The following is a 26,018-nucleotide window of genomic DNA, read 5'->3' as shown; positions in this document are numbered from 1 at the left end:
TATCAACTTAAGAATAATGGGAAAATCAAATATTCCTCTATTTAGCTTTAAGCATTTATTCAATGGAGAAATATCTCCTATAGTTTTAGCCTTGGCTTTTGTATTTATCTGTAAAGTCCTTTTAGACTTATTTCTAAAAACAGGTCTTGGGTACACTTTAAAAGGTGTTGGTGATAACTCTCAAATGATTAAATCTTTGGGTATAAATATTGGTTCTATAAAAATACTAGGACTTATGATTTCAAATGGACTTATTGCTTTATCTGGTAGTCTTATGGCTCAGTTCTTAGGATTCTCAGATGTAAATATGGGTATAGGAACTTTGGTTCTTGGAATTGCTTCTATCATAATTGGTATTACACTATTTAAGAAATTTACTTTTATCAAAGATACTACTGCAATAATCGTTGGTTCTTTTATATACCAATTCACTATCTACTTTGCAATGAGTTTAGGAATGTTATCGACTGACTTAAAATTAATAACTGCTATAGTTATAATAGCTTTCTTAGCTACTGGTAACTTAAACATTTCACTAAAAAAAACAAATGCAAAGCTAGTACCAAAAATAAATCAGAAAAAAGAGGTGTTATAGATGCTACAAATTAAAAATCTTTCAAAGAGTTTCCCTAATCCATACGGTGAACCTAATACTATATTTGAAAATTTATCAATCGACATAGAAAATGGTGAATTTGTAAGTATCATAGGTAGTAATGGAACTGGTAAATCTACTTTATTAAATATAATATCTGGACTTATAAAAGAATCTTCTGGTCAAGTATTACTAAATAAACATAATTTATCTAACTTAGCTGAACATAGAAGAACTCAAATAGTAAGCAGAGTTTTTCAAGACCCTAGCCTAGGAACTTGTCCTTCTATGACAGTTAGAGAAAACTTATCTCTAGCACTTAATAAAGGTAAATTATTAAACCTAAGAAAATGTCTTCGTTATAAAAGAGATTTCTTAGAAAATTTATTAGAAGGTGTATCTCTTGATTTAAAAAAATATCTTGATGTACAAGTACAGTTTTTATCAGGAGGTCAAAGACAGTCACTATCACTAATTATGTCATGCTTAACAAATCCTTCAGTTTTATTACTTGATGAGCATACAGCAGCACTTGACCCAAAAACATCAAATGAAGTAATTGAGTTAACAGATAAAATCGTAAGGGAAAAAAATATAACTACACTTATGGTGACTCACAACTTAAAACATGCTCTTCAATATGGTGATAGATTGATAATGCTTCATAAGGGTGAAATTGTCTTAGATGTAAAAGGTAAAGAAAAAGAACAATTAACAGTTGAAGAAATCTTAGAAAAATTTGAATATGCAGTTTAAAATGTATCTATTATATTAAGTCTATTTCTAAAATAATCTTAAAATTATAATAATTATGGTAACTTTGCAATAATTCATATGAATATATGAATATATATAACAATAAATTTTCGAGGGGGATATAAAAATGATTAATAAAAAAAGATTGGCAAGTTTGATTTTAGCTGGTGCTCTTAGTGTATCTATGCTTACAGGATGTTCTCAAGGAGGAGATTCTAGTAGTTCAAAACAAGAAAGTAATTCAAAAGGTAAAGAAGTTAAAAAAATTGGTATAACTCAACTGGTTGAACATCCAGCGTTAGATGCTACTAAGACAGGGTTTGTAAAAGCATTAGAAAAGAACGGCTTTAAAGATGGTGAAAATATTAATATAGACTTCCAAAATGCTCAAAATGATATGCCAACTACACAAAGTATTGCAAGCAAATTCGCATCTGACAAGAAAGATTTAATATTTGCTATATCAACTCCGTCAGCTCAAGCAGCTTTTAATGCTACTAAAGATATACCTATACTTATGACTGCTGTCAGTGACCCTGTTGCTGCTGGATTAGTTAAAACTCTTGAAAAACCAGGCACAAATGTATCTGGAACATCAGATTTTGTTTCTGTAGACAAAGGTTTAGAACTTCTTAAAATATTTGCTCCTAAGGCAAAAACTATAGGAGTTATGTACAATACTAGTGAAGTAAACTCAAAAGTTCAAGTTGATGCTTTAAAAGAATATGCATCTAAAAATGGGTTTAAGGTTGTTGAAAAAGGTATAACTACTTCAAATGAAGTTAACCAAGGGATTTCTAGTTTAGTTGGAAAAATAGATGTCTTATATGTTCCTACAGACAATTTAGTAGCATCTTCTATGCCTATAGTTTCTAAAATAGCTACTGAGAATAAAATTCCTGTTATAGCAGCTGAATCTGGTCCAGTTGAAAAAGGTGCTCTTGCTTGTCAAGGTATCAACTATGAAAAACTAGGTTACAAAACAGGTGAAATGGCAGTTAAAATTTTAAATGGCGAATCAGTGTCTGATATGCCTGTAGCTACATCAGATGATACAGATATAATTGTTAATGAAGATATATTAAAAGCATTAGGTATGGAAAAACCTTCTAATGATAATATTTCTTACGTAAAGACTAAACAAGAATAGAAAGATATTTTCTCTATACGATTAATATGCCTGTTTCTATAAATTTTTTTAAAGAAACAGGCATATATTTTTATTTTAATATATTATCTATTTAAAGATTATATGTAAATACTCTTAATTTATTTTTATAAACTTTGTTTGTATATACTTTGTAAAATCATATTTATTCTTCTATTTTCTTTATTACTCTACATGGATTTCCAACAGCTACAGTATTTGATGGTATATCTTTTGTAACTACACTTCCTGCACCTATTACTACATTATCTCCTATAGTAACTCCTGGTGTTATGATTACTCCCCCACCTATCCATACATTATCACCTATTTTTACAGGAGAACCATACTCTATACCTGAATTTCTAAGTTGTGCATTAATTGGATGATATGCTGTATATATTTGAACGTTTGGAGCTAACATTACATTATCACCTATTTCAATTTTGCATACATCTAAGAAAATACAATCATAATTTGCAAAGAAATTTTCACCTACATGTATGTTATATCCATAGTCACATTTAATGTTTTGTTCCACATTTATCTGCTTGCCAACGGAACCAAATAGTTGTCTTAAAATATCTGCTCTTTTTTCATATTCATCCTCTAAAGTATTATTAAATAGTCTAGTTAATTTTTTACAATACTCTCTTTCTTTTACTAGCAATTCATCATTTGCATAGTACCCTTTCCCAAACAACATTTTTTCTTTTTCAGTCATATAATCTACTCCTTTTTATTATAAATTTACTTAAAACAAAATAAATATTCCTGTGGAAAATCTAAATAAATGCTGTCACCCTTCTTAAATCTCATTTTACCTTTTTCCAATTCTATTTGAATAAGTATACATTCTTTAGATAAATCAGTTTTTCTAACATATATAGTATAAGTAAATGGATTTTCTATAATGTTAATCAATTCAAAACATAACTTTTCATTTAAATCTTCATTAGAATCCAAGACCTTAATATGATGCTCTCTAATTCCCACATATTCTATATTATCATCTATTTCTCTATTTAATGTCAACTCACATCCCCAATCTGTAGCATAAATAGTATTTTCATCTATCCTATTTAATTTGGATATATTTTTACACCCTGTTATCTTAGCTTCTATAAGGTACTTTGGAAATTCAAATAGCTCTTTTTTAGGTCTCTTTGGAAGACCTTCTCCCTTGTTATATACCATAATATCATCACAAACTCGGTAAGCTTCTTCAATATCATGAGTAACAAATAGTATATCTCCCTTGTAGTCTTTTAACATGTTCATAAGTTCTTTTTCCATATTACTTCTTAAATGATGGTCTAGTGCTGAAAAAGGCTCATCTAAAAGCAATATATCTGGAGATGTTGCCAATGCCCTAGCTAGTGCTACTCTTTGTTGCTGACCACCAGATAATTGCCAAGGGTATCTACCCTCAAACCCATTTAATTTAAGTATATCTAAATACCTTGTTACTATTTCCTTTTTTTCACTCTTGTTCAGTTTTAAAAGTCCAAGCTCAATATTTTGACTTACAGTCATATGTGGAAACAAAGCATAGTTTTGAAATAAAAAACCTACTTTTCTCTCTTGTGTTGATAAATTTATCTTTTTTTCAGAATCGAATAGTACTCTATCATTTAATACAATTCTACCTTTTGTTGGTTTCTCAAGCCCTGCTATACATTTTAATGTCATACTTTTTCCAGAACCAGATTCTCCTAAAAACCCTAAAATTCCTTTTTCTTGTTTAATTTCTACCTTTAATTTAAAAGAGGATAAATCTTTCTCTATATCTACATATAAACTCAACTATCCACACCTCTTTCCTATAATTTTCTGCTGAAATTCTGACCAATAATTTAATAATAAAATCATTGCTATAGATATTGCTACAATAATCATAACCCACATCATAGCTTTGTTCATATCTCCGCCTTCAACTGCAAAAAATATAGCTATTGGCATAGTTTGAGTTTTTCCAGGTATATTTCCAGCTATCATAAGTGTAGCACCAAATTCACCAAGAGCTCTGGCAAACGATAGCACCAATCCACCAATTATTCCAGGCCAAGCTAATGGAACTGCAATCTTAAAAAATACTTTCCACTCATTAAGACCTAATGTCCTAGCAGCTGACAACATATTGTTGTCAATCTGTTCAAAAGCTGACCTTGAAGTTCTATACATCATAGGAAAAGACACCACTACTGCTGAAATTACAGTTGCTGTCCAACTAAATATTAAAGTTTTATCAAAATTTAATAAAAACTTCCCTATAAATCCATTCTTCCCACATAGCAATAATAAAAAGAATCCTACAACTGTTGGTGGCAAAATCAGTGGAAGTGTAAACAGCCCATCTATAAGACCCTTCCACTTACCTCTATAGTTAGCCATAATATATGACACAAATATTCCTATTATAAAAGTTATTACTGTTGACAAAAGAGATGTCTTAAGCGATATCCATAAGGGTGACCAATCTGTTTCCATCTTTAAACCTCCTCAATTTTAAATGGAAATAGTGAAATTAATAAGTCTATTAATTTCACTATTTCCATTTTATTATAATATACAATTATTTTCAATTTTCATGTATTTATATATAATTTATATTTAAATACATATAGTTTATTTATAAACTTATTCTACTTTTTTGTATCCAAATTCTTCAAAAATCTTTTGTCCTGCTTCACTTAACAAAAATTCTTCAAATTTCTTAGCAGAATCTATATTTTTACTAGCTTTAATTACTGAAACTGGATATGTAATAGGTGAATGAGTTTTTTCGTCTGTTTTTTCAACCACCTTTATCTTATCATTATTAACAGTATCACTAAAGTAAACGAATCCAACATCAGCATTTCCTGATTGCACCCATGCTAAAACTTCTTTTACATCTTTTGCAAATACTAGCTTATCTTTTAACTTATCCTTTAAATTTAAATTAGTTAATACTTCATCTGCATATTTACCAGCTGGAACACTTTCAGCTTCACCAACAGCAATTTTCTTCACTTTATCTGTAGTCAAATCTTTCATACTAGATACATTACTATCAGCAGAAGAAATAAGAACTAAATCATTTTTTACTAAATCTTTCATAGTATCAGAAACCAATAACTTTTCTTCATCCAAAGCTTTCATTTGTTTTTGACCTGCTGAAATGAATAAATCACAAGGTGCTCCTTGTTCTATCTGTTGTTGCAATGACCCTGAAGCTCCATAATTAACTGTCAATTTTACATTTGAATCAACTTTTTTGTATTCTTCTTCAATCTTTGCCATTGCTTCTTTTAAACTTGCAGCAGCCGATATATTTAGCTCTACTGAATCACTACTTTTATTTGTTTTTTCTTGTTTTCTATCATCTTTTTTGATTTCATTGCTATTGCATCCAACTGTCCCCAAAGTTAAACATGCAACTAGTCCTAATATTCCCAATATTTTTTTCATAACAATCTCCCTTTTTGTAAATTTAATACATGTTTTAATGCGTTTTATCATGTTTTATCATGTTTCATTATATATAGTTTAATTATATATACCTGATAATAAATTTTCAAGTAAATTATTTACATTACTTTTAAATATTTTCTACATTTTCCTTTTTTTAATGTTAAAATAACCTTATATGGAGGTGGATTATGGACTCATTATCATCTTTGACACCTGTCGAGGTAGCTGAATTATTAAAGATAACAAAAAATACTGTATATGAATTAATCAAAAGAGGTGAACTTCCTTCTTATAAAGTAGGAAAAAAAATAAGAGTTGATATTAAAGACGTTGAAGAATATATCAACAGCCAAAAAACTGGTAAAGTAAAAGATACACATTTCAACAATAAAAATATAGATATAAACAACAATTCTAAAATCATTATTTCTGGTCAAGATGTGATACTAGATATTTTAGCTAGGTACGTTGAAAAAAAATTAGATGGAGTCAATACATTTCGCTCTTATATAGGCAGTTATAATGCTTTATATGAATTATATAATGGCAGAGTTTCTATAGCATCATCCCATCTATGGGATTTTGAAACAGATGAATATAATGGCCCTTTTGTTAAAAAACTATTGCCAGGAATACCTTGTGTACTTATAAATCTAGCTTACAGAATGCAAGGTTTTTACGTTGCTAAAGGAAATCCTAAAGAAATAAAAACTTGGGAGGATTTAACTAGACCAAACATAACTCTTGTAAATAGAGAAAAAGGGGCTGGAACTAGAGTTCTACTTGACGGTAAACTTAGGCTTCTAAATTTTAATGGTAATCATATAAAAGGTTATGATAATGAAGAGTTATCACATCTTGGTGTTGCAAGTACTGTCTCTCGTGGAATAGCTGATGTTGGTTTAGGAAATGAAAAAGCTGCTTTACAAGTAAATAACATTGACTTTATTCCTCTTCATAAAGAACGTTATGATTTAGTTATTAAAAAAGAAGACTTACAAAATCCAGTTTACAAAACTATAATTAACATAATAAATTCAGCTGAGTTTAAAGCTGAACTTCAAGGTCTTGGTGGATATGATTTAACTGATACAGGTAAAATCATAGCAGAAGTTTAGGATTAAAATCGCAATCTATTTTATATGACCTATAAGTTTTCATAAAATTTATAACTTAACTACAAAATAAATTGCGATTTTTATGTGTCTTAAAAAATTTATATCATTCATTTTATCTCTAATACAAAATCCAATATAGTTAATTATGTGAGATATTACATTAGTATATATTTACATAATAGTATTTTTCCTTAATATAGATTAACATATTATACGTTTTAAGCATCAATACTTTTCCTTTCTTATATATATACGGCAATATGTATGAATTTAATAGGCTATATACAATATTGCTTTCTTCTTGTATTTTTTCCACTAATAAGTTATTTATAAAATTATCTTTTTCATTTTCAATAATCTCACTCCAATTTATCTTAACTTTTAATACATATCTTCCCACTAGGTATATACACTCTACAATAAATAATAAAAATACTATGCAATCAGTACCTCCTATATGATACAAACTTCCAGATACTAATGGCTTAGCAAAGAAATTATAAAAATTCAAAGTATCTCCTGTATAATCAAAAAGTATTAATAGTAATCCTAGAACTCTTAATACTTTCATATTCAACATGTCTTTATCTTTATTATTTTTGTTTTTCATATATATTACCTCTCTTTTCTTTAGATTTTATTGTAATCTAATACTAACTCTTTTATTTGAGGTATAAATGAATTTAATTGGTAGTTATTTTCATTTTTATTAGTAATTAATTCACATTACTAAACAATACTTCTATTTAAACATAAAAATAGCTCATTTATTTCTTAATAAACACCAAAATAAATAAGCTATTAATATTCAATTAATTTTTATCATTTAAAAGATTATTATCTATAAATTTAAATATTTTATTGAAGTATATTGTACTATCATGTTCAAATCTATCAACTTAGAATTATACTATATAATATTATTTAAATATTCTTCTATATTTCTCTTCTTCCTCTTCAGTAAACACATTAAATACAACTTTCAAATTTTTCTCAGGATTTTCTTTTATCCATAGTCTAACCCTACTCACAGCAAGATTAGCTGCCTCTTTTTTTGGATAACCAAATACACCTGTAGAAATTCCACAAAAAACAATATTTTTTATTTCATCAATTTCTTTTATTGTGTTTAAACATGATTTGTAGCAATGAAGCAGTTGCTTTTCTTGTTCTTTACTTGGCTGACCACCAGATACAATAGGTCCAACAGTATGAACTACAAATTTTGCAGGTAAACAATAGCCTCTAGTTATCTTAGCATCTCCAGTATATTCTAAATGTCCTTGTTTTTTTATTATTTTGTCACAATCTTCTCTAAGTCTAGGTCCTGCACATGAATGTATCTCATTATCCACACATAAATGTAGTGGTTGTAGACAACCTAATAACTTATTATTTGCAGCATTTACTATTGCATCTGCTCTTAAATTTGTTATATTACCTCTCCATATAGCAATACCTTCCTCTACTTCTTCTATATCATTTACATCTACTAGCTCTCTTTCTTCACATTCAATTAACAATAAATTATGTAACATATTAAGTATCTCTGGAGCAATTTCTTTTGGTGGATATACATTCAAAAGTCCTCTAAGTATGTCTCTAGGCTTAATTTCATCATTTGATAAATTGTATATTTTAGAAGGAACTTCTTTTGAAAAATATGCAATTAAAGTGTTTATATTTTTTTTCTTTGTTCGTCAGTTAGAGGCTTGATAGTTTTATCAAAATCCTCAAATAAATTTACATCCTCAGCATAATCTCTCCACTTCATAGCCATCTCTCCATTCTCATATTTTAGAATTAAAAATAATTATGTATTATGTACATGTTTATTTATATCTATATTATTTATTTCTATAAACACCTACATAAATCCTGTTAAAAGTGTAAATTTTTTATTATACAACTTCTCGAACTATTTCTATTGATTTATTTGTCGTCTTATATTAAATTGAACTTATCTAGTCAAACAACTGTAACCGTCAACTAAATAACAAATTCTTTGCAAACCTTGAAGAAGTAAGAGTATCTATAGACAAGCTTATAAAATCATAAATAAAGTTCCTACAAATACACTAACTAAGCTATGTACTAAACTGTAGGAACTTTTTTAAAATATATATTATTCTTAACTAAGTTCTGGCCAATAATTTTTATTTGCTTCTATTAAATCATCTAATAATTCTTTTGCAACTATTGCACTTGGAACTGTCTTAGATAGCATAAGTGCTTGCCACAATTTATTATATGACTTCTCAATCCAAGCATCAACTACTAATTTCTCAACTGCTAATTGTTGTTCTATCAAACCTTTTTGAAATGTTGGTATTTTACCTATTGATAATGGTTCATACCCATCTTTTCCAACTATACATGGAATCTCAACCATAGCATCATCTTGTATATTTTCTATAGCTCCATTATTTTGAACTATTAATAACATACGTTCTTGAGTATTAAAAGCTAGAGCTGTAGCTAAATCAACTATAAACTCCGCATGTATTCCTATCTTAAGCCCACTGCCATTAGAATGACCTTGCTTTTCTATTAATGCACATGAGCCAAAAACTTCTTTTTCTCTTCCATCAATTACTTCATTGGCACGAGTGTAATTTAAATCAGAATGATTTACAACATAATCTGGGAATAGATAGTACTTTAAATAACTACTTGGTATTGTAGTTAAATCTGTCTTTGCTATTTCTCTAGTAAATAAATTAGTTTCAAACCAACTGTCTTTCTTATCATTTTTCATTCCTTCTTCACCATTTATAAATCCATACTCTTTTATATGTTCTACTAATTTTGGTAAAAGTTCATTTCCTTTTTTGTCTTTAATTGAAGTATACCAACCAAAATGATTCAATCCAAAGTATCTTATATCCATATGTTTACGAGATTTAAGCCCTGCAATTTTTGCTATACTATGTTCCATACCTATTGGCATATCACAAATATTTATTACTCTAGAAGTAGGTCTTAATCTTCTAACGGCTTCTGCTATTATAGATGCTGGATTAGAGTAATTTAGCATCCAGCAATTTGGAGAATACTTTTCCATATAGTCTATGTTTTCAAGTACACCTTCTATAGACCTCATTCCATAAGCTATTCCACCTGGTCCACAAGTTTCTTGACCAACTACTCCATGCTTTAAAGGTATCTTTTCATCTAGTTCTCTCATTTCAAGCTTCCCAACTCTTATATGAGCCAAACAAAAATCTACATCTGTATAAGCTTCTTTAGGGCATGTTGTTGCTAAATACTCTATAGTAGGGTCCTTTTCTTTTATTAGTATTTCACAAGCTTTAGCTAATTTGTTTTGTCTTTCTTCATCATTGTCGTATAATTTAATCGCTCTTAATGGTAACCTATCTAGGTTATCTAACAACATTAATATGATTTCTGGAGTATATGTACTTCCCCCTCCAGCTATTACTACTGAAAACTTCTCCATAATAATTTCTCCTTTTCTATCTAAAAATTTACTATATTTATAAATAATTTTATAAATAATAGTACTTTAAAGTAAAAGGGAGTTCATTTATTAAATTTATCAAATTAATAAACTATAGCCAAACTTCAAGCACTATTTATATTAAACTTACTTCTTATCAATTCTTGGGTCCATCATCTCAAATATATCTACAAGTTCAGATACTAAAGAGTGAGCAAATAATGCATTTGAATAATGGTCTTCAGAATGTACAACTAAAAAATCAGTTCCACTGTCTTTACTATTCATAGCATTTGATAGCAATTCTAAATGATGCTTTGATGCCAGTTGTATTTTCTCTGATGCTGAGTTTAAAAGATTTTTCGCTTTATCGTAGTCACCTTTTTTTACTTCTTTGAGAGACATCATTACATCACTTTTAGCATCTCCTGCTTCTGATATTATGCTAAATACTTTTTCTTCTATTTCAGGTATCATATCCTTCTCCTTCTAATGACTCTTTAAAAATCAAAGCTATCATCATTTAATGCTGTAGCTAATTCTGCATTTTTGTTTAATTCTTCTTTTTCCATTATCTTAAAAAATGGATAATATATCAAGGTCATAAGTATTATACTTGCAAATACTAATACTATTGCCTTCCAGTCTAATGTCATTAAAAATGCTGCAACCCCTGGAGGTAAAAAGCCTGGTGGTTCTGCAATAGGTAATCCTACTAATCCTACCTTTAATGCCATAAAGTTAAGTGCTCCAACTAATACAGGTCCAAATACAAATGGTACAAACATATATGGATTCATAACTATTGGTGTTCCAAATATTACTGGCTCATTTATTCCAAATAATGATGGTAAAAGTACAACTTTTCCCATACTATTTAAACTCTTACACTTACTTCTTGACATAAGGTATACTAGTCCTAAAGTTATTCCTGAACCAGTTACTTGTAGAAAACCATAGTAAAATCCTATTGTAAACACATATTTTGGGTCTCCTCCAGCTGCTATTAGTGTTGCATTTTCTGCCATATATGTAGCTGCTATTGGCATCCATATACTTGAAGTTATTGCTGCTCCATGAAGCCCAAAGAACCATAATAATTGAGTTATGAAAAGTATTATAGTTACTGCAAAAACATTATCTACACTGCTTATAGCTGGTGCTAAGAAATTCATTATAATAGCTGGTAATGGTTGACCTAATACATTTTTAGTTATTGCTGCTATTGCTGTAAATAACATTATACATACTATCATTGGCGTTAAATTTCTAAAACTCTTATTTACTACACTTGGTACTTCTTTTGGAAATCTAATTACAAGGTTTTTATCATTCATAAACTTAGTAATATCAACTACTAAAAGTGCTATTAGTATACTTACAAATAAACCTTGAGCATCTAAGTAACTTGTATCTAACGCACCATCTACTACTTGTCCACATACAACAAGTTGTGCTATAACTGCTGTCATACCTATTTCTACATGATTAAGATTATATTTTTTAGCTAATGCTTGAGCTATAAAAAATGCTGAATATATAGATAATAAACTCATAGTAAATTTGTTAGGAATAAGTAATGTATCCATATTTTCAGATAAGAATGCTTTTGCACTTCCTTTAGGTATCATATTGTTTAGTGCCATAAATAGCATACTTAAAGAACCTACAATTATTATTGGGGTTATACTTATCATACCTTCTTTTATAGCTTGAAGATGCCTTTGTTTTTCAATCTTTTGTGCTATTGGAAGAAGAAACTTTCTCAAATTATTTTGAAGTGCTTCCATATTTATTCATTCCCTCCAATTATCTATTTTTATATAATTCGATTGCCGACTTCATAACAGAAGGAGCATCCATACGACCATAATGCTTAGTATCTATTAAACCAACTGCTATTTTATGATTTTTACAAGCTTCAACTACATCATCTTCCTTGAACCTAATTTGTGGTGCTACAAGTACCACATCTGTATCACTAGCTTGAATGTATGATTTTAGATTTTCAAATGACGTTGCTTCTATATTTATAGTTTTAATTTTTAACTTTTCATGCTCACTACAAAAACTTTTCATCTTTTCCACAAGTACACCTGTTGAAGCTCCATTTGCGCATACCAATAAAATATTCATAATTATCCTCCTGCAATATCTAACCTCTTTTATTTTCTAATTTTTTATCAATCAATTCTTACTCTAATTCCTATCAATTTTTACTTTAATTCTTATTATTTTATTTTAATTCTTATTAATATTTACTCTAATTCTTAGTACTGCCAATGATTAAATTTGAAAGCTGTATCTATAGCTTCTTCTGGCTTATATTCTTCTAATATTTTTAAGTACCTTTCTTTATAATCATTATCTACTTCTTTCTCTGGTATTACTATACTAGCTTCATTTAAGAAATGGAATGAATCTCTTCCCATTTCTAAGCCTCTATATGTATGCTTATCAAGTGCCACGTCCATAGTTTCTGGGACTTTACCCATTGCAAATCCTTTTATAATTATGTTTTTTAATAAATCACTTGATCTATCTTTTTCACATGCACAAAGATATCTTATTGCATGTATGAAAAATAAAGGTCTATCTCCATCTGCATATGAATATTCCTTTCTTACTTGATTTAAATTGTTTATGATTATTATAGCTGATGGGTCTCCCATTCCTATATCTTCAACTGATATTGTAAGTATTCTTCTCCATAGCTTGTCTTCTAATTCTGGTGATGATATATATAGTTCATAAGCAAATTCACAAGCTTGTTCTACCATATTTCTTCTTATAGCTTTTTGAAATGATGAGATTATTTCATCTGCACTAAATCCGTTTCTTGTAGTCATTCTTGCCCATGGGTCATTTGCCTTTTTATCTCTTAATATTTTCTCCTGCATATTATTTACTCCTTTTGATTTAAATTTTAATTATTTACACTATTTATTATTAATATAAAGCAAGTATTGTGCCAGTTTTTTTAGACGCTTTAAAATGTGATTATTTCAATCATGTTCATTGCTAATACTTAGATATTTTGTCTAAGTCTATTTATATGTGTCTAATATTAATGTTATTTTAGACTAAAAAAGATTACCAAATAAGTTTTTATACTCATTGGTAATCTTTTTTGATTATTTCTGCATACTCTAATATTAATAGTATTTGATAACACTCTTTTTCATTAATTTCTATATTATATTTTTTATCTAATTGGGATACTATATCTTTTATCTTGCTTAAGCTCTTGTGGTAATTAAGTGTTTTTTCTTTATCAAGTTGTTCAATTTCTCTAGTATTTCCAATCAATCCATCTACCATGAAAGCTAAATGCATCATAAGCCCAATTACTTTATCATATTTTTTTTCTACATTAAATACTAAAAACAATTCATCAGACACATATTTTATATCTTTAAACATTCTATTATAATTAGAACTTTTTAAAGATGTCTTTAGACCTTCAACTACATCATCATAACCTATACTTATCTTTATGATATTTTTTAATTTGTTTATATTTTCATCCTTATCTATATCTTTTTTACTGATATAGTCAATTCCTTTAATATTAACTCTTTGTTTATTGATTAATGCTACAATATTGCTGCTTTCTTTTAGTTTTGTAATATTTAAACTTAAATCTTTTTCTGTTTTATATGGTACAGATATAATGTCTATTCCATCTAAGTACCTATTCATTTTTTCTTCTAGTATTTTTCTTGTTTGATTATCTACACCTTCTGAAACATGCGATGCTATAATAATTGTTTTAGATAGATTTTCTTTATTTTGAATTTCACTAGTTCCAAAATAGTACTTTCTCGTATTAACAATAGAGTTGTATACATCATTTAAAGATAGTCCCATATTAGCTTTTTGAACTGCTTCTAACACAGTTAATGTTGTCACCATAGAAATTACTCTTACACCACACTTCTTTTCTCTTTTTATAATTTCGTCAAAAGAATTTAATGAACCCATATCTGTAAATAATAGTATATCTTTATTGTCTATATTATTAATCAACTTTTTAAAATCTACAATTATCTCATCATAGCTTTTATCTAACCTCATATCAAAAGAAATAGCACTACATTCTCCAATAATATCACCAACTGCTTTAACCATACTACTTGCTGTAGTTTCTCCATGCATAGCAACTATAATATTAATATTATTCACTATTTTATTTTGTTCATCTTGTTTAGCTTGTACTATAAATAATGTAATATATGCTACAGTTTCTATAGATAAAAATAAATCAAACTCATTTTCAATTATTCCAACTATTTTTAATGATGTTTTAAATTCACTTCTATTATTTCTTCTAATTTGATTTAGGTCTATGTTATTTGTAGAACTACTTTTATCTAATACACTTTTTATATAGATTGCCATTGACTTAAATATTGATTGGCTTATATCTATCTTTTCATCTTCTTTAATAATTTGTCTTATTGCTTCACACATAGTTTTAAACTTAAGATTATTAAATAGTGAAGCATCTGCTATATTCATTTCTACAGACTCATTAAGATTAGTATTTACTACATTAATAATATTCATATCATCATAGTTGACAACTTCTTCTTCTCCTAATGGTGTAAATACAACATATTCTATCCCATGTGTTATGACTTCATCTGCTTTAATAGACTTATCTCTATAGTCATCACTTACTTGATTTATAGATTTATCAAAGTATTTTTTCTCTATATAAATTGGTTCTTTATTATCTCTTTTATATCTTAAGTATCCATTTGCAACAGCTAATTTTATATCATTTTGAAGTTGACCTACATTATTTTTACAATCATAAAGTAGTAATGATTTAATTATTTCTCTATGTACTTTTATTGGAATAGAAATACTTTTTGATTCTTCCTTGAAAAAATTTTTAACTAATTCTATTCTTTCAATCATTGTTCTGTCTCTTAGTGATGGTATTTCTATTTTCATTGGTATTCTTCTATTGAATGTATCTAATAGTGTTGATGTGGGATTTTCTGTAGTCGCACATATTATTAATACCTTAGATTCTCTTTCCTTAGTTGCATCTCCTAGTCTTTTAAAGGTTCCCTTATCTATAAAAGTAAATAACATTTCTTGACCTTCTGCTGGTAGCCTGTGAATTTCATCTAAAAATAATATCCCTCCATTTGCAATTTCTAAAAGTCCTTTTCTTGAAGATTCTGCACCTGTATAAGCTCCTTGTTCTACTCCAAAAATATGTCCCATAAGTAATTGTGCATTATTAGCATAATCAGCACAGTTAAATGTTACAAAAGGAGCTTTGTTTTCTCTAATTCCACTATCTATAGAATAATCATACATGTACCTAGCAATCATACTTTTTCCTACTCCTGTTTCTCCATAGATAATAGTATGAAGTCCATTTGTAGGATAAAGCATTGCAACTTTACATTTTTCTATTATAGGTCTTAAACTGTGTTCTTTACCTATTAATGTTTCAAAACTATCTTTTTTCATTTTAGTTTCTATTTTTATTTCTTTTTTTGTATCGAGCAACTCCTCTTTATTAATGCTAATATTTGCAGGGATATAATATACAGGTCTTCCCTTTATCTTTGTAACCATACCCTCATTGAATAATTGATTTAAATATGTACTTATATTGTTTCTTGCAATTCCTGTCTTTTCTGATAATTGGTTAGCTGTAATCCCTTTTTCATTTTTCCTATATGATGATTTTAAAACTTCCATTACTTTATCTTTTTTATATATCATTACAAGCTCCCCTACATTTATAGTATTTTATTAACTAAAACTTTTATACTCACTTTATTTGTTTTAATAAACTCTTATTCTTTCTTATTTTTTGATTTCAATTGTAATTTATCCAACATATCTTATTTTACTTATAGAAGATTCTTTTTAAAAAAATAGATTTATTGTTCATTTTTTATATATTATTATTTTTAAAATTTTATGATATCTTCTTAACAAGATATTTTTCTTGTTTTTAATTTTATTATATTTGAAAAATATGAATAAAAAAACCTATTTTTGGAGAGGTTTTAAAATTTATCCAAAAATAGGCTTTTAGTTTGTAATTCAAGTAAATACTTATTATAGTGATTTTATACTAAACAACTTTTAAATTTTGTTGATATTTATTTATATCTGATTGAGAAGAGTATACAAAATGCCCATCTGAAACTTCAATCCAATCCAATGACTTTTCACTTGAACAATCATATATATTACAATTGTACTCTATTCTATTTCTTGACTTAGCGTATTTAGGGTCAGGAATAGGAATCGCAGAAAGTAGTGATTTTGTATATGGATGAATAGGATTATTATACAATTCACTTGAATCTGCTAATTCTACCAATTTTCCATTATACATAACTCCTATACGGTCACTAATATGTCTAACCATAGATAAATCGTGAGCTATAAATAAACAAGTTAAATTTTTTTCTTGTTGCAATTTCTTAAATAAATTTACTATTTGTGCTTGTATAGATACATCCAAAGAAGCTATAGGTTCATCAGCTATTATAAATTCTGGGTCTACTGAAAGAGCTCGTGCTATGCCGATACGTTGTCTTTGCCCACCTGAAAAGTCAGAAGGATACTTATTTGCATAACTTCTATCAAGTCCTACTAGATTTAGCATCTCATATACCTTATTCATTCTCTCTGTTTTGTTTTTACAGATACCTTGAATTTTTAGTGGCTCTGAAATTATATCTGCAATTGTCATGCGTGGATTTAATGATGAAGTAGAGTCTTGAAAAATAATCTGCATACTTTTATTTATATTTCTTTTTATAAATTTATATGTCTTTTTATCTGAGATACAATTTCCTTTGTAGATTACTTCTCCACCAGTAGATTCGTGTAGTCTTATTATAGTTTTACCAGTTGTAGATTTTCCTGAACCCGACTCTCCTACCAATCCAAATATCTCGCCTTTATATATATCAAAACTTATACCATCAACTGCTTTTACAGTAGTACTTTTATCCAAATGAAAATATTGTTTTAAGTTTTTTATTTCTAGTATTTTTTCTCTATTCATTAGAAATCACCCTTCCACAATTTACTCTAACTGGTATATCTATTTTAGGTGCATCTGGATGCAATAGCCAAGTTGCTGCACTGTGTGTATCATTAATTTTAAACATCGGTGGCTCTTTTTCATAATCTATTTTAAGAGCATTTTTATTCCTTATTGCAAAAGCATCTCCTTTTGGAGGGTTTAATAAATTTGGAGGCATTCCAGGTATGTTATATAGATAGTCATCCTGTAAATCTAAAGTAGGTAATGAGCCTAATAATCCCCAAGTATATGGATGTCTAGGGTCATAAAATATATCTTCTACTGTTCCTATTTCTATAATCTTTCCTGCATACATGACTGCTATTCTATCAGCTATAGTAGCAACTACCCCTAAGTCATGAGTTATAAATATTATTGATAATCCTATCTTATCTTGTAAATCCTTTATTAAATCAATTATTTGAGCTTGTATAGTTACATCTAAAGCTGTTGTAGGTTCATCAGCAATCAATATTTCTGGATTACAAGCAAGTGCTATAGCTATTACTATACGTTGTCTCATTCCTCCAGAAAAATGATGTGGGAACTGTTTAAATCTTTTTTCAGGATTATCTATCCCAACTAATTCAATAAGTTCTATAGCTTTTTTTTTAGCTTCACTTTTACTTATATCTTGGTGAATCACTATAGCTTCTGCTATTTGCTTTCCTATTGATATAGTTGGATTGAGAGATGTCATAGGGTCTTGAAATATCATTGATATATTCTTTCCTCTTATATCTTCCATCTCTTTTTCAGACTTCTTAACCAAATCATTTGATTTAAGTAAAACCTCCCCATTTTTAATATATCCATTGTATGGGAGTATTCTCATCAAACTCTTACACAATACAGATTTTCCACAACCAGATTCTCCAACTATAGCCAATGTCTCACCTTTTTTTAGATTAAAAGATACATTTCTTACAGCCTGTACTTCTCCTTCTTCTACTTTAAAACTTACAGATAGATTATTAACCGCCAATAAATGTTCCAAAAACCATCAACCCCTATGCTATTCAAACCTTAGGGATATATTTTTATCCCTAAGGCTTCTAATTAATTTCAATATTATTCTATTGTCCAGTCAGCTATGTTCCAGAATATACCTACACCATGATGACCTAAAACTGTATCAGGTGTTAATCCTTTGATGTTTGGTTTCCCAACATATATTGCATCTATGTAAGCAATAAATGTATAAGGCATATCTTTAGTCATCTCTACTTGGAATTGTTTATATAACTCTAACTTTTCATCTTTATTTTCTGTTTCTCTTGCTTTTTGAAGTATTTTATCTATAGTAGAATTAGAGTAAGCACTATAATTTGCACCTTTATCTGTTCCAAACACTTTATATGTATGGTCATCTGGGTCAAATGGACTTCCCCAACCTATTAAATGAGCATCTTGATTAGCCCAATCTGTTTCAGTTACAACAACAGCTTTAGCATCAACACCGATTTCTTTTAACTGTTGTGCACATATCTTCGCCATATCAACTCTAACTTGGTCACTCTCACCTGCTGTTATCTCAAAAGCTAATTTAGTGCCTTCTTTTTCATAGATTCCATCAGAACCTAATTTCCAACCTAACTTTTCAATTTCTTGTTTAGCTTTTTCTGGATTATATTCAAATTTTTCTATATCAGGATTGTTATATGGTCCCATTTGTAAAGGTGAATATGCTGGCACACCATGTCCTAATAATACACTATCAACTATTGCTTTTCTATCTATTGCATAACTTAAAGCATTTGGTAATCCTTTAGTTTTTTCATCTTTAAAGAACTTAGAATTAAAATTGTATAATATACCTCTATAATCTGCTGTTTTCATTATATTTACTTTAAAATTCTTTTCATCTTTTTCAAAGTTAGACATATCTTTAGGAGTTACTTGAGCTAAGTCTAATTCTCCTGATTTTAATTGCATTGCTTTAGCCTTATCATCTGGAACAATCTTAAAGACTACTTTATCTAAACCTGGTTCTTTTACAAAGTAATCACTATTTTTAACAAGCGTTATACTTTGACCTTTATCCCATTTTTCAAGTTTAAATGGTCCAGTACCTATTGGTTTTTGATTAAATTCATCAGTAGCTATATCCTTACCTTCTAATACATGCTTTGGTAATACTCCTACTGTTAGATAATCAAGCATTGCTGTATTTGGAGCTTTTAAAGTAATTTTTATAGTAGTATCATTAACTACATCAATTTTCGTTATATCTTCATAATTTGATGCTATCTCAGAGGCATTGTCTGGATTCATTATAGTTTCTATTGTAAACTTGACATCATTTGCTGTAAATTTCTCTCCATCATGCCACTTAACATCATCTCTTAAATTAAAAGTATATGTATTTGTTGCCTCATCAAATTTCCAGTCCTTTGCTAGACAAGGAACTACTTTATTATTTTCATCATGAGCTGTTAATCCATTAAATATTAGTGAATTTATTTCTCCATGTTCATATAGTGCCGGATTTATACTTGTATAGTCATTACTTCCATAAACAAGCACCTTACCGTCTTTAGGTGTATCTGCTTTTTTATCTTTGTTTCCTCCACTAGAACAACCTGCCATTAGACTAAGTATCATTACTAAACTTAAAACTTTTAACTTCTTTAATTTCATGATGCTCCCCCTTTTGCTTTTTATAAAATATTTTTCAAAGCTTTGACCCCATTTATTTAAATAGATATTTCAAACACCTAAGTATTTGCTTATTTAATGCTTAAATACTGATTTATAAATTACTAGATTTTTTATTGTTATTCTTTCTTATATAATTACCTATATTCGTTATACACACCAATGTCGTAACCAAAAATATACCTGGAATCAGTATAATCCACCATCTATTTGAAAGTAATGCTTCCTCTGATAAAGATAACATGCTCCCCCAAGAAACAATTTCTATTGGCAGACCAATCCCTAAAAAGCTAAGTGTCGATTCAGTACCAATAGCTGCACCTATATTTGTTACAACCATGAACATTATTGATGCCACAAAATTTGGAAGTAAATGTTGCTTTAATATGTAGAAGAATCCTCCTCCCATACTCCTAGCCGCTAGTATATATTCGCTATTTCTTATTTGTCTAACTTCTGTTCTTACTATTTTAGATATATTCATCCAACTTGTTATTCCTATTACTATAGACATAGATATTGGATTTGAATTCCCAAGTATAGCCTGTACAAATATTATAATCAATATTGAAGGTATACTAAGTATTATTTCTGTGAATCTCATCATTGCATCATCTACAAGTTCAGATGCAAAACCACTTATACTACCATAAACTATTCCTATAACAGTTGATATTACAGTGGAAAACAATCCTATAAATAAAGATATTTTTCCTCCATACCATATCATAGAATATATATCTCTACCCATTGAGTCTGTTCCAAATAAAAAAGTTTTATTTGGAGCTAAATTAGAACTTGTTAAATTCATGTATGTTGGCTCATGTGTCATTATGAAAGATGAAAATACACTTCCAATAACTATAATTGATAAAATAAAAATTGATATATATGGTAATTCTCTAATTCTTTTAAATAAGGTTTTCTTTGTTTCTATATGTTCATCTTCTGCTACTAAAATATAATTATCTCCTACAATTTCAAAATCACTATATTGCGGCTTCATTAGTATCACCTCTATCATATTTCATTCTAGGGTCTATTTTGTTGTTTATAATTTGAGCTAACATATTCCCAAATACTACTAAAGCGCCTGTTATTAGACATAAAACTAATAACATATTATAATCATGATACTTTGCACTTTCAAAGCAAAGAGTTCCTAACCCAGGATAAGAAAAAACTTTTTCAACTACATAAGTTCCTCCCAATATATGAGGTATCGAAATAGCCATTATACTGATATATGATGGCATTATATTTCTCAGGCAATGCTTAAAAACAATGGTTCTATTATTCAAACCTTTTGCTTTGCATAAAAGTACATAATCTTCTCTTATTTCCTCTAGCAATTTATTTCTTATCATATATGTGTAATACCATAAATGGCTCAATACAAGTACTGTAAGAGGTAAGATTAAATGTGATATTCTACTTAATATACTGGACTCTTCTCCCATTGAATAAGCACCACTACTTGGAAGTATACTTAAGTTTATACTAAATATAAGTATAAGCACTAAAGCAACCCAAAACGATGGAATACAGTTGGTTATTGTCCCTAATTTACATATGATTCTATCAATGAGCTTATCTTCATGTAATGTACAAAATATTCCTAACAATAAGGCTAGTACAAAGGTAAGTATATAACCTGAACCTCCTAATATTATAGTGTTTATGTAGACATCATTTATAACAGAAGTAACATTTTGTTTATATTTGAATGAAATCCCAAATTCCCCTTTTGACGCATTTGAAATCCATTTTATATATTGACTGTATATTGGTTCATCCAAACCAAGTTTTTTCATAGCATTTTCTTTTTCTTGAGTACTCATTCTTTCTACTCCATCTCCATAGTAAGAAATTAATGGGTCTCCTGGAGCAAGTCTTGCCATGTAAAAAACAACAAAAGACAATAAAAACATTACTAAAATAAACTGCAACAACTTTTTCAGTATATCTTTTAACAAACCCCAATTCCCCCTTTGTTGCAATAAAAAAAACCACATAAAAGCAAACGTAAAGTAACGTTAAAACCTTCGTGGTTCTATTATCATTAAACAAAATTAAATTTTTAATATTTATCTATGAGTTAATTTTAGCATCATTTATTCACTGTGTAAACAAACTTTTTAAAAATTGTTAAAATTTCATCAAATTATTTTATTTATACCTAAAGTAAAATTTTTATGTTCTATTCTTCATTATTTACTATGAAATTATTAAATTTTAGGTTGACTATATCAGAAAAGTATATTATATTAGTTTCTATGCAAACTATTCAAGAGGTGATTTTATTGAAAACTAATTATGACTGTTTTAGAATAGCTATGCTTTTAAAGGAGCTCTATTCTAAAACTATGTACACGGTAGAGGAAAATTTTAAAGAGAATGGATTTACACATCAACAGATTATAATTATAAAACTGATAGCTCATAATCAAGAACTTACAATATCACAACTATGTGATGAGATGTCTTTAGCTAAAGGTACGGTTTCAGGGATAATCAGCAGGTTAGAACAGATTGGATATATAGAAAAATTCAAGAAATCTGATGATAAAAGAAATACATACGTTAAGTTTACAACGACAGGACTTGAATTTGCCACAAATTTTAAAATTAAAATACAAGAAAGCTTTGATGATATTTTTAAAAATTGTGATGAAAACGAATTGAGTGACTTAGTAAAAAATCTTAGAAATATATTAGCAAAAATAAAGGAGAGATAATTATGAATTCTAAATTAATACTTGCAATAGTATTTATAACATCAGCTTTAATTTTTTATACTATAGGTGTATTTGGAGAAAGAAAGGCTAAAATTTTAAAAAAGAAACACGTAATCATATTTTGGCTTGGTTTGATATTTGATACTTTAGGAACATTTACAATGAGTAACATAGCTAACAGCCACACTTTTGAGGTAAAATCAGCTTTATCACAAAACCTTCACAGCATTACAGGTCTTCTTGCAATTGTGCTTATGCTTTTTCATGCAAGTTGGGCTACTTTTGTCTTATACAAAGATGATGAAGAGAAGAAAAAATTCTTCCATAAGTTTAGTATAGTTGTGTGGACTATATGGTTAATTCCATACTTTATAGGTATGTTTATTGGTATGGCTGGATAACAAAAGCTAGATAACAAAATAAAAAGTGTGTAAGAAATACTGCAATTAAATTTATATAAAACAAATTTATCTACAGCTTTCTTTCACACTTTTTCATATCTATCTATAATATTTCAGCATATATTTAGTGCACTACCACCATTAAACACCTAATACTTGAGTTACTCCTGGAACTTCACTCACCAAAACATTTTCAATAATAGCTTTGATTGTCATAGTCGCTCCTGGACACCCACTACATGCACCTTGTAGTCTAACTAAAACTACACCATTTTCATTTACATCTATAAGCTCTACATCTCCACCATCTCTTTGTAATACTGGTTTTATCTTTTCTTCAAGCACTTTTTCAACTTTTTCTCTCATAGCTATTCCCCCCAGAAATATTTTATTACCAAGATTATACCAATGGTTTAAATTTTTGTCCATCTAATGATTTTTCAAATTCGATTTTTGCTTTATCAATAATTTCAGTATTCATAAATACATCATAAGCACTACAAGCCAGTACTTTAGCTGAATTTATCATAGCAGAAAATCCTATACTTGAACCTGCTGATGAACATGACTGCCATGTATGACTTGCAATCCCAACAGGCCATGCTGCCATTGCAAATTGAGCTACTGGTATAACATAACTTACATCTCCAACATCAGTAGAACCAGCTAGTCCTTTATCTTTGTCTCCATCAACTATCCCCTGGTGTATATAGCTTTCTACAATAGATTTATCATTTTGGAATGATGTTGCTACACCCAATCTTTCTTCTCTAGTAAGAGTATCACATAATTTTTTCGCAAATTCTTCTTCTTCAGGAGTTGTTTTAGGACAACCAACAAAAATCATATTACTGTAGACTAAATCAGTCAAACATTGATTTGGTATATAATCATATATTCCATCTGTAACCTTATACTCCATTTCAGTCTCTGTCATCATTGCTGCTCCTTGAGCTACTTTTATTAATCTATCAAGAACGTGTTCTGCATCCTTTGCTTTTTTACCTCTAATAAAATACCAGCTTTCAGCAAAACCAGGAACTACATTAGGTCTTCCACCACCATTAGTTATAACATAGTGCATTCTTATAGAGTCAATCACATGTTCTCTCAAGTAATTAGCTCCAACATTCATAATTTCAACAGCATCAAGTGCACTTCTCCCATTATGAGGAGCTTGAGCTGCATGAGCTGTTATCCCTTTAAATTTAAATTTGACAGATAAGTTTGCTAGACTTCCACCTCTCCAAGGTGCATTTATATCAAAAGGATGCCATGTAAATGCACAATCCACATCATCAAAACAGCCATTTACACACATAACTGTCTTTCCTCCACCTTCTTCTTCAGCAGGACAACCAAAATATTTTATTGTTCCATTAAATTTATTTTCTTCTATTAATTTTTTTATGGAAACAACTGCTCCTACACCCGCTACGCCCAATAGGTTATGTCCACATCCATGTCCAGCTTCCCCTTCTACCAGTGGCTCTCTTTCTGCACTCACACATTGTGATAGCTCTGGTAAAGCATCATATTCTCCAAGTATTCCAATCACAGGCTTACCTTCTCCAAAACTTGCTATAAATCCAGTAGGTAAATTTTCTACTTCTTCAATTCTAAATCCTTTTGATTTTAGGTATTCTTTTTGGATGCTACTTGCATACTTTTCTTCAAAAGCTAATTCTGGATTTTCCCATATTTTCTTAGACAAATCTATTAGTTCTTCCCTTATTTCTTCAATGTTATTTATAATATACTCTTTCATAATCGCCCTCCATATATATGTATTTTTGATATGCTTTATAGATTATATTATATACTAACATTCTATTTATTCACAATTTTTTGTTAATTAATTTTATTCATATGTTCTTCTATGGAGTATATCTTATCTTCACTTTGCCTCTTCATAAATTCAATATATTCCATCTTCCATAAAGTAGTTTCAGTTTTCTTAGTTAATAAAAGTTCTAATAAATTAATTTCTTTCATTCTAATATCCTCATAAAATACTACACTCCCTAAAATTGCCAATTCCAATTCGCTTAATGATGCAAACAACATTAAATACTCTTTTCCAAATAAACATTCAATTTACCTTGGAAAGAGTAATGACATAAAAAGCAAATTTAACTCCCTCAAATTCCAACTTGGTGCTGGTTCATGTATGATAAAAGAGTTAAATAATGATTGGAAAAAATACGGTGAAAAAGCATTTACGTTCGAAGTTTTAGAACTTATAAAGCATGATGACAACAAAACTGAGAAAGACTACTTAGAAGAGTTAGATATTTTAGAGATGATTTGGTTAGAAAAGTTAAAAGAAGATAATACTTATGAAATTTATTCAATATAAAAAACCATGTAGTATAAGAAAAGAAGATGGTGTCTCAAAATGAACTTTTTAGTTCATGAGGAACTCTTTTTTGTATGAAATCAAATATATTTTCATAATTTCAACAATGAAAAAGAGGCTTATCTATATTTGGATATGTCCCTGTCAAGTAGACAGACTTAAAAAAGGCTATCTTTACTCGGAATGAGTTCGATATTCAATCGGACTCATTCCGTTTTTTAATTGTATTCTTTCATTATTATAAAAATAAATATA

The 26,018-nt window shown here is 28.7% G+C and carries 28 protein-coding genes; 7 read left to right on the top strand and 21 right to left on the bottom strand.

The window, feature by feature from the left end; genetic code table 11:
• The 3 genes from KGF42_RS15105 to KGF42_RS15095 form a co-directional block, all read left to right on the top strand.
• Positions 1-595 (top strand): ABC transporter permease subunit (locus KGF42_RS15105; protein WP_227826604.1); only part of this gene is annotated, 595 nt, incomplete at its 5' end.
• Positions 596-1,351, top strand: a complete 756-nt coding sequence (locus KGF42_RS15100; protein ID WP_227822891.1) for an ATP-binding cassette domain-containing protein — start codon at positions 596-598, stop codon at positions 1,349-1,351.
• Between the two features lie 127 nt (positions 1,352-1,478).
• On the top strand, positions 1,479-2,501 hold the full coding sequence (locus tag KGF42_RS15095; protein ID WP_227822890.1) for a CD0873 family tyrosine ABC transporter substrate-binding lipoprotein: 1,023 nt from the start codon (positions 1,479-1,481) through the stop codon (positions 2,499-2,501).
• A 163-nt stretch (positions 2,502-2,664) separates the two neighbouring features.
• Here KGF42_RS15095 and KGF42_RS15090 read toward each other — a convergent pair whose 3' ends face one another.
• From KGF42_RS15090 to modA, 4 genes are all read right to left on the bottom strand, one after another.
• Positions 2,665-3,222: a sugar O-acetyltransferase gene (locus tag KGF42_RS15090; protein ID WP_227826603.1), complete on the bottom strand. Its 558-nt coding sequence runs from the start codon at positions 3,220-3,222 to the stop codon at positions 2,665-2,667.
• Between the two features lie 26 nt (positions 3,223-3,248).
• The gene (locus tag KGF42_RS15085; protein WP_227826602.1) at positions 3,249-4,304 is read right to left on the bottom strand and encodes a sulfate/molybdate ABC transporter ATP-binding protein; all 1,056 of its coding nucleotides are present in this window, start codon (positions 4,302-4,304) and stop codon (positions 3,249-3,251) included.
• On the bottom strand, positions 4,305-4,988 hold the full coding sequence (gene modB / locus KGF42_RS15080; RefSeq protein ID WP_054272832.1) for a molybdate ABC transporter permease subunit: 684 nt from the start codon (positions 4,986-4,988) through the stop codon (positions 4,305-4,307).
• Positions 4,989-5,138: 150 nt separating this feature from the next.
• On the bottom strand, positions 5,139-5,951 hold the full coding sequence (modA, locus tag KGF42_RS15075; protein ID WP_227826601.1) for a molybdate ABC transporter substrate-binding protein: 813 nt from the start codon (positions 5,949-5,951) through the stop codon (positions 5,139-5,141).
• A gap of 191 nt (positions 5,952-6,142) precedes the next feature.
• Here modA and KGF42_RS15070 point away from each other — a divergent pair, with 191 nt between their 5' ends.
• The gene (locus KGF42_RS15070) at positions 6,143-7,072 is read left to right on the top strand and encodes a helix-turn-helix transcriptional regulator (protein ID WP_227822886.1); all 930 of its coding nucleotides are present in this window, start codon (positions 6,143-6,145) and stop codon (positions 7,070-7,072) included.
• Between the two features lie 160 nt (positions 7,073-7,232).
• On the opposite strand, the gene KGF42_RS15065 is transcribed toward KGF42_RS15070, so the two are convergent.
• The 13 genes from KGF42_RS15065 to KGF42_RS15005 form a co-directional block, all read right to left on the bottom strand.
• The gene (locus tag KGF42_RS15065) at positions 7,233-7,682 is read right to left on the bottom strand and encodes a hypothetical protein (protein ID WP_227822885.1); all 450 of its coding nucleotides are present in this window, start codon (positions 7,680-7,682) and stop codon (positions 7,233-7,235) included.
• A gap of 310 nt (positions 7,683-7,992) precedes the next feature.
• Entirely contained in the window at positions 7,993-8,709 is a 717-nt protein-coding gene (locus tag KGF42_RS15060; protein WP_263349040.1) for a protein-ADP-ribose hydrolase, read from the bottom strand.
• Positions 8,710-9,203: 494 nt separating this feature from the next.
• Positions 9,204-10,532 (bottom strand): 6-phospho-alpha-glucosidase, encoded by a 1,329-nt coding sequence (locus KGF42_RS15055; RefSeq protein WP_227822884.1) that lies wholly within the window; start codon positions 10,530-10,532, stop codon positions 9,204-9,206.
• A 147-nt stretch (positions 10,533-10,679) separates the two neighbouring features.
• A complete protein-coding gene (locus tag KGF42_RS15050; protein WP_054272823.1) occupies positions 10,680-11,009 on the bottom strand; it encodes a PTS lactose/cellobiose transporter subunit IIA in 330 nt (109 codons plus the stop codon).
• A 23-nt stretch (positions 11,010-11,032) separates the two neighbouring features.
• On the bottom strand, positions 11,033-12,322 hold the full coding sequence (locus KGF42_RS15045) for a PTS transporter subunit EIIC (protein WP_227826600.1): 1,290 nt from the start codon (positions 12,320-12,322) through the stop codon (positions 11,033-11,035).
• Positions 12,323-12,341: 19 nt separating this feature from the next.
• Complete coding sequence (locus KGF42_RS15040; RefSeq protein ID WP_227822883.1) at positions 12,342-12,668, bottom strand: PTS sugar transporter subunit IIB; 327 nt, start codon at positions 12,666-12,668, stop codon at positions 12,342-12,344.
• Between the two features lie 134 nt (positions 12,669-12,802).
• Positions 12,803-13,432 (bottom strand): hypothetical protein, encoded by a 630-nt coding sequence (locus KGF42_RS15035; RefSeq protein ID WP_227826599.1) that lies wholly within the window; start codon positions 13,430-13,432, stop codon positions 12,803-12,805.
• Between the two features lie 214 nt (positions 13,433-13,646).
• Positions 13,647-16,283, bottom strand: a complete 2,637-nt coding sequence (locus KGF42_RS15030; protein WP_227826598.1) for a sigma-54-dependent transcriptional regulator — start codon at positions 16,281-16,283, stop codon at positions 13,647-13,649.
• A gap of 358 nt (positions 16,284-16,641) precedes the next feature.
• On the bottom strand, positions 16,642-17,586 hold the full coding sequence (locus KGF42_RS15025) for an ABC transporter ATP-binding protein (RefSeq protein ID WP_054272818.1): 945 nt from the start codon (positions 17,584-17,586) through the stop codon (positions 16,642-16,644).
• Positions 17,579-18,604, bottom strand: coding sequence for an ABC transporter ATP-binding protein (locus tag KGF42_RS15020; protein WP_227822881.1), 1,026 nt, complete (start codon positions 18,602-18,604; stop codon positions 17,579-17,581). The genes KGF42_RS15025 and KGF42_RS15020 overlap by 8 nt, the downstream gene beginning before the upstream one ends.
• Positions 18,605-18,678: 74 nt before the next feature.
• Positions 18,679-20,247, bottom strand: a complete 1,569-nt coding sequence (locus KGF42_RS15015) for an ABC transporter substrate-binding protein (RefSeq protein WP_227826597.1) — start codon at positions 20,245-20,247, stop codon at positions 18,679-18,681.
• Positions 20,248-20,359: 112 nt separating this feature from the next.
• A complete protein-coding gene (locus KGF42_RS15010; protein ID WP_227822879.1) occupies positions 20,360-21,271 on the bottom strand; it encodes an ABC transporter permease in 912 nt (303 codons plus the stop codon).
• Positions 21,255-22,241, bottom strand: a complete 987-nt coding sequence (locus tag KGF42_RS15005) for an ABC transporter permease (protein WP_227826596.1) — start codon at positions 22,239-22,241, stop codon at positions 21,255-21,257. The genes KGF42_RS15010 and KGF42_RS15005 overlap by 17 nt, the downstream gene beginning before the upstream one ends.
• Positions 22,242-22,559: 318 nt before the next feature.
• Here KGF42_RS15005 and KGF42_RS15000 point away from each other — a divergent pair, with 318 nt between their 5' ends.
• Both KGF42_RS15000 and KGF42_RS14995 read left to right on the top strand, forming a co-directional pair.
• On the top strand, positions 22,560-23,003 hold the full coding sequence (locus KGF42_RS15000; protein ID WP_413927028.1) for a MarR family winged helix-turn-helix transcriptional regulator: 444 nt from the start codon (positions 22,560-22,562) through the stop codon (positions 23,001-23,003).
• Positions 23,004-23,005: 2 nt separating this feature from the next.
• Positions 23,006-23,404, top strand: coding sequence for an HsmA family protein (locus tag KGF42_RS14995; protein WP_107594395.1), 399 nt, complete (start codon positions 23,006-23,008; stop codon positions 23,402-23,404).
• 141 nt (positions 23,405-23,545) lie between these two features.
• On the opposite strand, the gene KGF42_RS14990 is transcribed toward KGF42_RS14995, so the two are convergent.
• From KGF42_RS14990 to KGF42_RS14980, 3 genes are all read right to left on the bottom strand, one after another.
• Positions 23,546-23,770 carry a NifU family protein gene (locus tag KGF42_RS14990; protein WP_009888660.1) on the bottom strand — a complete coding sequence of 75 codons (225 nt, stop codon included), beginning with the start codon at positions 23,768-23,770 and terminating at the stop codon, positions 23,546-23,548.
• 34 nt (positions 23,771-23,804) lie between these two features.
• Positions 23,805-25,172 (bottom strand): M20 family metallopeptidase, encoded by a 1,368-nt coding sequence (locus tag KGF42_RS14985; protein WP_227826595.1) that lies wholly within the window; start codon positions 25,170-25,172, stop codon positions 23,805-23,807.
• An 83-nt stretch (positions 25,173-25,255) separates the two neighbouring features.
• On the bottom strand, positions 25,256-25,399 hold the full coding sequence (locus KGF42_RS14980) for a hypothetical protein (protein ID WP_227826594.1): 144 nt from the start codon (positions 25,397-25,399) through the stop codon (positions 25,256-25,258).
• A gap of 175 nt (positions 25,400-25,574) precedes the next feature.
• On the opposite strand from KGF42_RS14980, the gene KGF42_RS14975 reads away from it, so the two are divergent.
• Positions 25,575-25,763: a hypothetical protein gene (locus KGF42_RS14975; RefSeq protein ID WP_227826593.1), complete on the top strand. Its 189-nt coding sequence runs from the start codon at positions 25,575-25,577 to the stop codon at positions 25,761-25,763.
• A gap of 174 nt (positions 25,764-25,937) precedes the next feature.
• On the opposite strand, the gene KGF42_RS20520 is transcribed toward KGF42_RS14975, so the two are convergent.
• Positions 25,938-26,015: an IS3 family transposase gene (locus tag KGF42_RS20520; RefSeq protein WP_227826039.1), complete on the bottom strand. Its 78-nt coding sequence runs from the start codon at positions 26,013-26,015 to the stop codon at positions 25,938-25,940.
• Positions 26,016-26,018: the final 3 nt, after the last annotated feature.

The organism is Clostridioides sp. ZZV15-6383 (genome assembly GCF_020657735.1).
Classification (GTDB): domain Bacteria; phylum Bacillota; class Clostridia; order Peptostreptococcales; family Peptostreptococcaceae; genus Clostridioides; species Clostridioides difficile_D.
The sequence above is the reverse complement of the archived record's forward strand: the minus strand, read 5'-3'. Positions and strand labels throughout refer to the sequence as shown.